Raw genomic sequence first — 8,489 nt, forward strand, 5'->3', positions numbered from 1 at the left:
CATTATCCTCTTGGCGGGGAGATTCGTGCCGCCGGTCCATGCCGGGTTACGTTAGTCGAGGATGATGCCGGCTTCGTGCATGCGTTCGCGGGCGGCGACGCCGAGCTCTTCGCTGACCGGTTCGGTCAGGTTTTCGATGACGTGCACCTCGTAGCCGAGTTTGCGCGCGTCGAGTGCGGTTTCCTTGACGCAATGCGATTCGGCCAATCCGACCACGTCGACCCTGGTGATGCCGGCTTCGGCCAGGGCGCTCGCGAGCGTGGTGTTCGTTTGGGCCATGGCGGCGGATTCCTCACGGGTGGGGATACGGCTGGTGTTGTCCTCGTAGCCTTCGAAACCGGAGTATGAGGGCGAGTATTGGCCTTTCTTGAAGTGGTGTTCGACCTGTAGGGCGGCGATGGCCGGATGCAGGTTCGCGTTCGGTGTGCCGGCCTTGCCGTGCACGGGCCACGTGTCCACGAAGTCCGGGTGCTGCGACCAGTGCGTGCCGGGTTCGATATGCCAGTCCTGTGTGGTGGCGATGTACGCGTAGTCGTTCCGGTGGTCGGCGACGTATCGGGCGATGCGTTCGGCTACGGCGTTGCCTCCCTGCACGCCGAGTTCGCCGCCTTCGCAGAAGGTCGGCTGCACGTCCACGATAATCAGAGCCTGTGCCATGGTTCTCTCCTTTGCGGTTGCTCTTTTCCATGCAGCTTAGCCGAGTCGGCGCGCTCCGACCCGGCCCGTCCCATTCGCGGGAACCGTGTTCGCGGTATGACACGGCTCATGTTCCGCGCCTTTAACGGGTTCGCCGTCTTCCCCTCACCCCATGCGACCCGGTTGCCGTCCGTCACCAGGCGCATGGTGTCGGCGAACCATATGCCCAGCCTGTTGCGCGGATCGCGGGTGAACCGTCGCGCCTCCGGTTCGCCGTCTCCCCCGCCGCCCCCGTGCCTTCCACGCCCGAGCACGACGCGGATGACGGCAAGCAGCGCGGCTTCGATGCCCACCATCGCCAACGCGCCGGCCAGCCCGTCCTTCCATGGCAGCACCGCGACATCCGCGTTGCCCAAGCCGTCGGCGACGACCTCCATCACACGCGTGCCCATGGAGGCGAGCCATGCGAGGCAGTATGCCGCATCGCCGCTGGCCCACGCGCATAGCAATGCGGCCAGTCCGAGCAGCGTCGCATAGGATACGACCGGCGCGACCAGAAGGTTCGCCACGCAGGAAAGCACCGGCAGCTGCGGTTCCATCAGTATCTGGATCGGCATGGTCGCGTACTGCGCCGCCACGGTCATGGCGAGGGCCGACGCGATCGGCTTCGGCAGGACCTTCGAGAACGCCTCCGCCAAAGGCTTGGCCAAGGTGACGATGCCGAGCACCGCGGCGCAGGACAACGCGAAACCGTAGCTTCGCGCCATGCCGGGGCATGCCAGCAACGTTCCGATGACCGCGCAGCACAGGGCGCTCAACGCCTGCGGTCGGCGCCCCACGGCCATGGCCGCCGCACCGAACCATCCCATGACGAGCGCGCGCAGCACCGAATCGCCGGGCGCCATCAATGAGGCTAACAAGCCATAGCTTGCGGCGATGCAGCAGGCGGTAGCGACACGCGGCAGCAGGAATCGCGCGCACAGGCGCCGCACCAGCGAGGCGACGAGTACGAAATGCCCGCCCGACACCGCCATGAGATGCATGATGCCCGCGTTACGGAACGCGTCCTCCAACCGGTTCGCATAGGTTTCGTCGACCATGCCGTCCTCCCACCGCCCGTCGGACGGCACATGATCCTGGCCGAGCACGCCCATGGTCAGCCCGGGAACCAGCACGCGCCCCTGATCGGACAACCGGGAAACCGCGTCGAAGAACCGTTCCTGCATATACGCCCGGGCGCGTTCCGGCATGGGAGGATCCCGGATGCGCTCGACCCGTGCGCCGGAACCCACGTTCAGCCATACAGGCGTGCCCCCATAGTCGGCTTCGCTCAACGTGCCCGCCATGCGGTACGTCGCGCCGCGCAGCGTCGTCGCGCACGCACGCCCTGTGAGGAACACCCTGACCTGGCTTATGGAACGCCGTTCGACGCCCTGCAGCAATATCGATTCGAGTCTCAGCTCCGCCTGGCAGTCCGCCTCACGCACGGACGACGTCTTCAACGGCTCCACGATCCGCCCGACCGCGACGACCTCCGCCTTTCCCTCCCGCGCGCCGGCCGCGGCGGGATCATGCCATCGCACCAGCAGATGCGCCCACGCCGAGACCATGCCCACGGTCACGACCATGATCACGACCATCGCCATGACGCGCGCACCCCTGACGCGCCGGAGGAACGCCGCACCCCGTTTCGCCAAGGCAAGTCCCAAGGTGAAGCCGCCCAGAACGGCGCAGACGGGTACCAGCCAGCCGAACGCGGACGGCACGTCGCTCCCCGACCATTCGGCTAACGGATGTTCTCCTTTGATGAGGACGGCGAACAGCGCGTCGGCGGCCAGCACCGTGGCCCACAACGCGAGGGCCGCGGGCAGCAGCCTGCAATCCCGGCTACCCCGCTCGCGTGCCGCATCCGCATCCCCTCCCGCGCCGATCATCGTCATACCGTCACCTTCGCACGGATCTTCTCCAACGTCTTCGTGCCGATCCCCGACACTTCGAGCAGCTGGTCGACGCTGGAGAAACCGCCCACACGCGCACGGTAGTCGAGGATCTTCTGCGCTGTCACCGGGCCGATGCCGTTGATGGAATCAAGTTCCTCCAATGTGGCCGTATTGAGATTGATGCGCGTATCCTTCGTTTCCGCGCCCTGCGACCCTTGGGCGTCCTGAGTCTCCTGAGTCCCCGGGTTCCGGGACTCCTGGGTTGCCTGCGGTTCCTGCGATTGCGTCTGGGCGTCCTGCGGCCGCGTCGCGCCGGATGCGGCATCGGCATCCCGCCGCGTATCCTCATACGTGCGCACGGTCGCCTGCCCCGTGGCCTGGTTCACCGCCGCATAGTTCAGGGATTGGCGCACCAGCAACGTCAGGCTCGCGCAGGTGACGGCCACCAGCAGCAGTATGGCCGCCAACGCATGACCCGGCGTGAAACCGAGGCGGGGCGACGTCCTGCGCATGCGCTGTTCGACCGTGATATCCGCGTCCCTCGCCCTGACACCGGACAGTTCGCCCATGGATGTTTTCCGCGCGCCCGCACGGTCCGCAGGCACGGCAGGCGGGCATGGCGGCTGGAGACGCCGCTCCCTCGCACCGGCTGGCTCCTGCAGGGAGCGCAGCCTACGCGCCGCGGCATCCGCATCGATTCGTTCACGTTGAAGACCCATACCCTCCACAGTGGGTCATGGCGCAGGCACTGTCCAACCGTACGGCGCATGTGGTCGGAACCCCCGGAATCCGTCACGATTCCATCACAAACAACACGAACGCCACCGACCGGCGCACGGTAGCGCAACCGGTACGAAAACGGTACGAAAACGGTACGAAAACGGCATAAAAAGAGGGTGATCCGACCCATAACGGGCCGAATCACCCCACAGCGAACCGAACAATCGAACCGACGCACGGCGCACGCCATACGTCAGGCGATGCCGAGCTCCTTGCGCTCCTTCTTGGAGTACATGAAGTCGGGCAGCCTGCGCCCCTGCTTGATCCAGGAACGGTATTCCGCGGTGGCCGCGAACTCCACGTCGCTGGCGGAATTGACGCACGTCTCCACGGAATCCTGGATCACGCCGATGATGAAGCCGACGCCGACCACCTGCATGGCCACATCGTTGGACAAGCCGAACAGGGAGCACGCCATCGGAATGAGCAGCAGCGAACCGCCGGCAACACCGGAGGCGCCGCACGCGCCCAAAGCCGCGACCACCGACAGCACGATCGCCGCCGGCAGGGAGATCTGAATGCCCATGGTGTTCGCCGCAGCCATCGACATGATGGTGATCGTGATGGCCGCGCCGTTCATGTTGATCGTCGCACCCAGCGGAATGGACACGGAATACATGTCCTTATCCAAGCCGAGCTTCTCGCACAGCTGCATGTTGACCGGAATGTTCGCCGCGGAACTGCGGGTGAAGAACGCGGTCAGACCGGATTCCTTGTAGCAGCGGTACACCAGCGGGTACGGATTGCGGTGCAGGTAGGCGAAGATGATGGCCGGGGCGACCACCAGCACCATGAACAGCATGGTGCCCACGAGCAGCAGCAACAGGCTGCCGTACTTGGCGAACGTGGACAGGCCGTTCTCGGACACGTTCGTGAAGATAAGACCCATGATGCCGAACGGGGCGAGGTTGATGACCCAACGAATCAGCTGGGACACGGAATCGGCCACGTTCGCCATGAAGGTCTTGCTGCTTTCGGCGGCGATGCTCTTCATCGCCAGGCCGAACAGGCACGCCCACAGCAGGATGCCGATGTAGTTGCCGTCGATCATGGATTGGATCGGATTCGTGACGATCGCGGTGAGCATGTTCTGCGCCACTTCGCCGAGCCCCTGCGGCACCACGTCGGATTTCGCGGCCTTGCCGAGCGCCAGCGTCTGCGGGAACAGACGGCTGGCGAACACGGCCACCACGGCCGACATGAACGTGGTGAACAGGTAGAGCCACAGCACCAGGCCGAAACGCCTGTCCAGCTTGGAGCTGCCCTGGGCGAGGGCGCTCGCCACCAGCACGAACACCAGAATCGGGGCGATGGCCTTCAACGCGCTGACGAACAGGGTGCCGAACTCGCCGATCCAGGTGGCGTTCGGAACGGTCAGCGCGAGGATCGTGCCGACGATCATGCCGATCACGATACGCAGGATCAAGGCCACGCCATTGTATTTGGCGGCGATGCCCTTGCACAGTTTCACGAGTTTATCCATAGTCTTTGTATCCGTTTCTTTCTCTCGGCCATGCGCGTGACCGTCTGCTGGCCATGCACGAACCGCAGAACATCGTAGCGGCTTTGTGTTACCGATGCGACGGATGCCCGAAGCGCAGACATCCCCATGCCAGCCCCGTTCGCACCCCCGTATGCCGTTGGGCCGCAAGGAGCCGAATCATATGAAAAAAGGAACGGCACCCGCACGTATGCGGATGCCGTTCCTTGTGTTCGCTCAGGCGAATCGGCCAGACACGCCCGGAAGGCGAAGCCTTACTCGGCGGGGACGATCGACACGATCTTCGGCGCCTTGACGATCACCTTGCGCGGCTCCTTGCCGCCCAGACGATCGGCGACGGCCTCCAGCGCCATGCGCTGCAGGTCTTCGGGAGCGATGTCCGGGGAGACCTCGAGCTTGGCGCGGATCTTGCCCTTGATCTGCACGACCGCGGTGACGGTGTCCTGGCCGACGTAACGTTCGTCGGCGACCGGCCACGGCGCGGCGGACAGGGATTCCTCATGGCCCAGCTTGTTCCACAGCTCCTCGCACACGTGCGGCGCGATCGGCGCGAGCATGAGGATCAACGGTTCGACGGCCGCGCGCGGCACGCTCTTCAAACCGGTCAGATGGTTGTTGAGCACGATGAGCTTGGCGATGGCCGTGTTCGGGCGCATGCCCTCCATCTCGACGGTCACGTCGGCGATGGTGTTGTTCAGCAGCTTGAGCGTCTTGACATCGGGGGTATCCTCGGTCACCTTCGCCTCGCCGGTCTCCTCGTCGATGACGTTACGCCACAGGCGCTGCAGGAAACGCATGCTGCCGACCACGTTGCGGGTGTTCCACGGGCGGGACTCGTCCAGCGGGCCCATGCTCATCTCGTACAGGCGGAAGGTGTCGGCACCGTAGTTCTCGTACATGTAGTCCGGGGTGACGATGTTCTTCAGGCTCTTGCCCATCTTGCCGAACTCGCGGTTGGCGTGCTCGCCGTTCCAGGTGAAGGTCGGTTCGCCGTCCTCGCCCGCGGGGCCTTCCACGACCTCGTCGGCCGGCACGTACTGGCCACGGTCGTCGGTGTAGGCGTAGGCCTGGATCATGCCCTGGTTGAACAGCTTGTGGAACGGTTCGGCCGAATCCACGTAGCCCAGGTCGAACAGCACCTTGTGCCAGAAGCGGGAGTACAGCAGGTGCAGCACCGCATGCTCCACGCCGCCGATGTACAGGTCCACGCCGCCCTCGTCGCCCGAATACTTGTTGTGGTTCGGGCCCATCCAGTAGTCGAACTCGTTCTTCTCAACCATGTTGGCGGTGTCGCTCGGGTCGATGTAACGCATGTAATACCAGCAGGAGCCGGCCCAGTTCGGCATGGTGTTGGTGTCGCGGTAGTAGGTCTTCTCGCCGTCGCCCAGATCGAGGCGGATCTTCACCCAATCCTCGTTGCGGCTCAGCGGGGCCTCCGGGTTGGATTCCGCATCCATCGGGTCGAAGGTGCGCGGGGAGTAGTCCGGCACGTCCGGCAGGTTGATCGGCAGCATGGAATCCGGCAGCAGGTGCGGGGTGCCGTCCTCGCCGTACACGATGGGGAACGGTTCGCCCCAGTAACGCTGACGGCTGAACAGCCAGTCGCGCAGACGGTAGCTGACGGTGCCCTTGCCGACACCGGCGGATTCGAGCCATTCGTTCACCTTGGCGATGGCGTCGTCCACACGCAGGCCGTTGAGGCTCAGCGCGTCGCCCTTGGCCTTGGTGGCTTCGACGGCGGAGTTGATGACGATGCCGTCATGGGAGACGAACGGGGCCTTGCCTTCGTAGGCGGACAGGTCGTCGCCGGATTCGGGCAGCGGCTGCACGGTGTAGATGACCGGCAGGCCGAACTTGACGGCGAAATCGTAATCGCGCTGATCGCCGCCGGGCACCGCCATGATGGCGCCGGTGCCGTAATCCATGAGCACGTAGTCGGCGGTGAACAGCGGCAGCTTGGCGCCGGTGATCGGGTTGATGGCGTACAGGCCGGTGAACAGACCGGTCTTCTCGCCGGCCTCGTCCACGCGATCCTTGGCGGTCTTGGATTCCGCTTCGAGACGGTAGGCCTTCACGGCCTCGACGGGCGTGGCGTAGCCGCCCTTCCAATCCTCCGGGGTGCCTTCCGGCCATTCGGCGGGCACATGCTCCAGCAGGTGATGCTCCGGGGAGACCACGGCGAACGTGGTGCCGAACAGGGTGTCGGGACGGGTGGTGTAGATCTCCATGTCCTGCACGCCGTCGGCGGTTTCGACTTCGAAGTGCACGGATGCGCCGTGGCTTTCGCCGATCCAGTTGCGCTGCATGAGCTTGACCTTCTCGGGCCAGTCGATGCCGTCCAGGTCGGCGATGAGACGATGGCCGTACGCGGTGATGCGCATGGACCACTGGCGCAGTTCACGCTGGAACACCGGGAAGTTGCCGCGTTCGGACTTGCCTTCGGCGGTGACCTCCTCGTTGGCGAGCACCGTGCCCAGACCGGGGCACCAGTTCACCGGGGACTTGGAGATGTAGGCCAGACGGAAATCGTTGAGCACATCGGCCTGCTCGGCTTCGCTCAGATCGCCCCAGGACTGGCCCTCATGGCCGGGGATGGCCTTCTCGCCGGATTCGAACTTGGCGACCAGCTCGCTGATCGGGCGTGCGGAACCCTGGGAACCGCTCGGATTGGTGGCGTCCTCGTCGTACCAGGAATCGTAGATGCGGGAGAAGATCCACTGCGTCCAACGAACATAACCGGGATCGATGGTGGCGAAGCTGCGGCGGTTATCGAAGCTCAGGCCCATGCGATGCAGCTGGCGGGACATGTTGGCGATGTTCGCCTCGGTGGTCACGCGCGGATGCTGACCGGTCTGGACCGCGTACTGCTCGGCCGGCAGGCCGAAAGCGTCATAGCCCATGGCGTGCAGCACGTTCTCGCCCTTCATGCGGTGGTAGCGGCTCACCACGTCGGATGCCAGGTAGCCCAGCGGATGGCCCACGTGCAGGCCCTTGCCGGACGGGTACGGGAACATGTCCATCGCGAAGTACGACGGGCGCCCTTCGGCGTTGCGGCCCTTGCCGTCCTTCAGATCGCCGGCGACGTTCGCGGCCCAGAACGTGCCTTCGTCATCCCACTTCTTCTGCCATTTGGTTTCGATGTCCTGCGCCATTGCGGCGTTGTAACGGAACTTCGGTTCAGTCTCACTCATAAGGAACGAAAGTAGCCGCGCAACTGGACAGTTGCACGGCTTTTCTCACATAGTATCCGCGACTTGCGCGAAGAGCCGGTCAAAGCCCCACGCAAGGGGCCGCCGGCACCTGGCCGCCATGTCTCACACGGCGTATGCGGCCCAGCGCCCATGCGAATGCTCGACTTCGATGGGCATGCCGAACAGCGCGGACAGGCGTTCGTTCGTCAGGCCGTCCTCCAGGGGGCCCATGTAGATGATGGTGCCGGCCGAGGGATTGCCCATGGCGTCGATGCCGTCCTCGGTGGCGTCCTCCGAGGAGACGGGTTTGCGGCCCATGATGGCGATATGGTCGAAGCCTTCGGGGATCTCCTCGAGGCGATGCGTGACGAGCACCACCGCGCGTTGCGAGGATTCGCGCCCGATACGGCTCAACGTGCGCATCACCTGCTCGCGCCCGCC

5 protein-coding genes and 1 pseudogene are annotated in these 8,489 nt (G+C 64.8%); all 6 read right to left on the reverse strand.

All coding sequences use genetic code 11. From position 1 onward, the window contains the following. Positions 1–51 precede the first annotated feature (51 nt). Positions 52–657: an isochorismatase family protein gene (locus KIH75_RS01585; RefSeq protein ID WP_219055064.1), complete on the reverse strand. Its 606-nt coding sequence runs from the start codon at positions 655–657 to the stop codon at positions 52–54. Beyond that, positions 642–2,576 (reverse strand): ComEC/Rec2 family competence protein, encoded by a 1,935-nt coding sequence (locus tag KIH75_RS01590; protein ID WP_219055065.1) that lies wholly within the window; start codon positions 2,574–2,576, stop codon positions 642–644. The genes KIH75_RS01585 and KIH75_RS01590 overlap by 16 nt, the downstream gene beginning before the upstream one ends. Continuing rightward, entirely contained in the window at positions 2,573–3,295 is a 723-nt protein-coding gene (locus tag KIH75_RS01595; protein WP_219055066.1) for a ComEA family DNA-binding protein, read from the reverse strand. Before KIH75_RS01595 ends, KIH75_RS01590 begins: the two co-directional genes overlap by 4 nt. A 254-nt stretch (positions 3,296–3,549) precedes the next feature. Continuing rightward, positions 3,550–4,839 (reverse strand): serine/threonine transporter SstT, encoded by a 1,290-nt coding sequence (gene sstT, locus KIH75_RS01600; RefSeq protein WP_219055067.1) that lies wholly within the window; start codon positions 4,837–4,839, stop codon positions 3,550–3,552. Between the two features lie 272 nt (positions 4,840–5,111). Continuing rightward, a complete protein-coding gene (gene leuS, locus KIH75_RS01605) occupies positions 5,112–8,048 on the reverse strand; it encodes a leucine--tRNA ligase (RefSeq protein ID WP_219055068.1) in 2,937 nt (978 codons plus the stop codon). 123 nt (positions 8,049–8,171) lie between these two features. After that, positions 8,172–8,489: pseudogene (locus KIH75_RS01610) on the reverse strand (ABC transporter ATP-binding protein); the annotation flags it as partial.

This window comes from Bifidobacterium pongonis (assembly GCF_019331805.1).
Taxonomy (GTDB): domain Bacteria; phylum Actinomycetota; class Actinomycetes; order Actinomycetales; family Bifidobacteriaceae; genus Bifidobacterium; species Bifidobacterium pongonis.

Bases quoted from the DNA above. Each gene is read 5' to 3' on its own strand.
- leuS (WP_219055068.1), bottom strand. From the start codon at position 8,048: ATGAGTGAGACTGAACCGAAGTTCCGTTACAACGCCGCAATGGCGCAG.
- sstT (WP_219055067.1), bottom strand. From the start codon at position 4,839: ATGGATAAACTCGTGAAACTGTGCAAGGGCATCGCCGCCAAATACAAT.
- KIH75_RS01595 (WP_219055066.1), bottom strand. From the start codon at position 3,295: ATGGGTCTTCAACGTGAACGAATCGATGCGGATGCCGCGGCGCGTAGG.
- KIH75_RS01590 (WP_219055065.1), bottom strand. From the start codon at position 2,576: ATGACGATGATCGGCGCGGGAGGGGATGCGGATGCGGCACGCGAGCGG.
- KIH75_RS01585 (WP_219055064.1), bottom strand. From the start codon at position 657: ATGGCACAGGCTCTGATTATCGTGGACGTGCAGCCGACCTTCTGCGAA.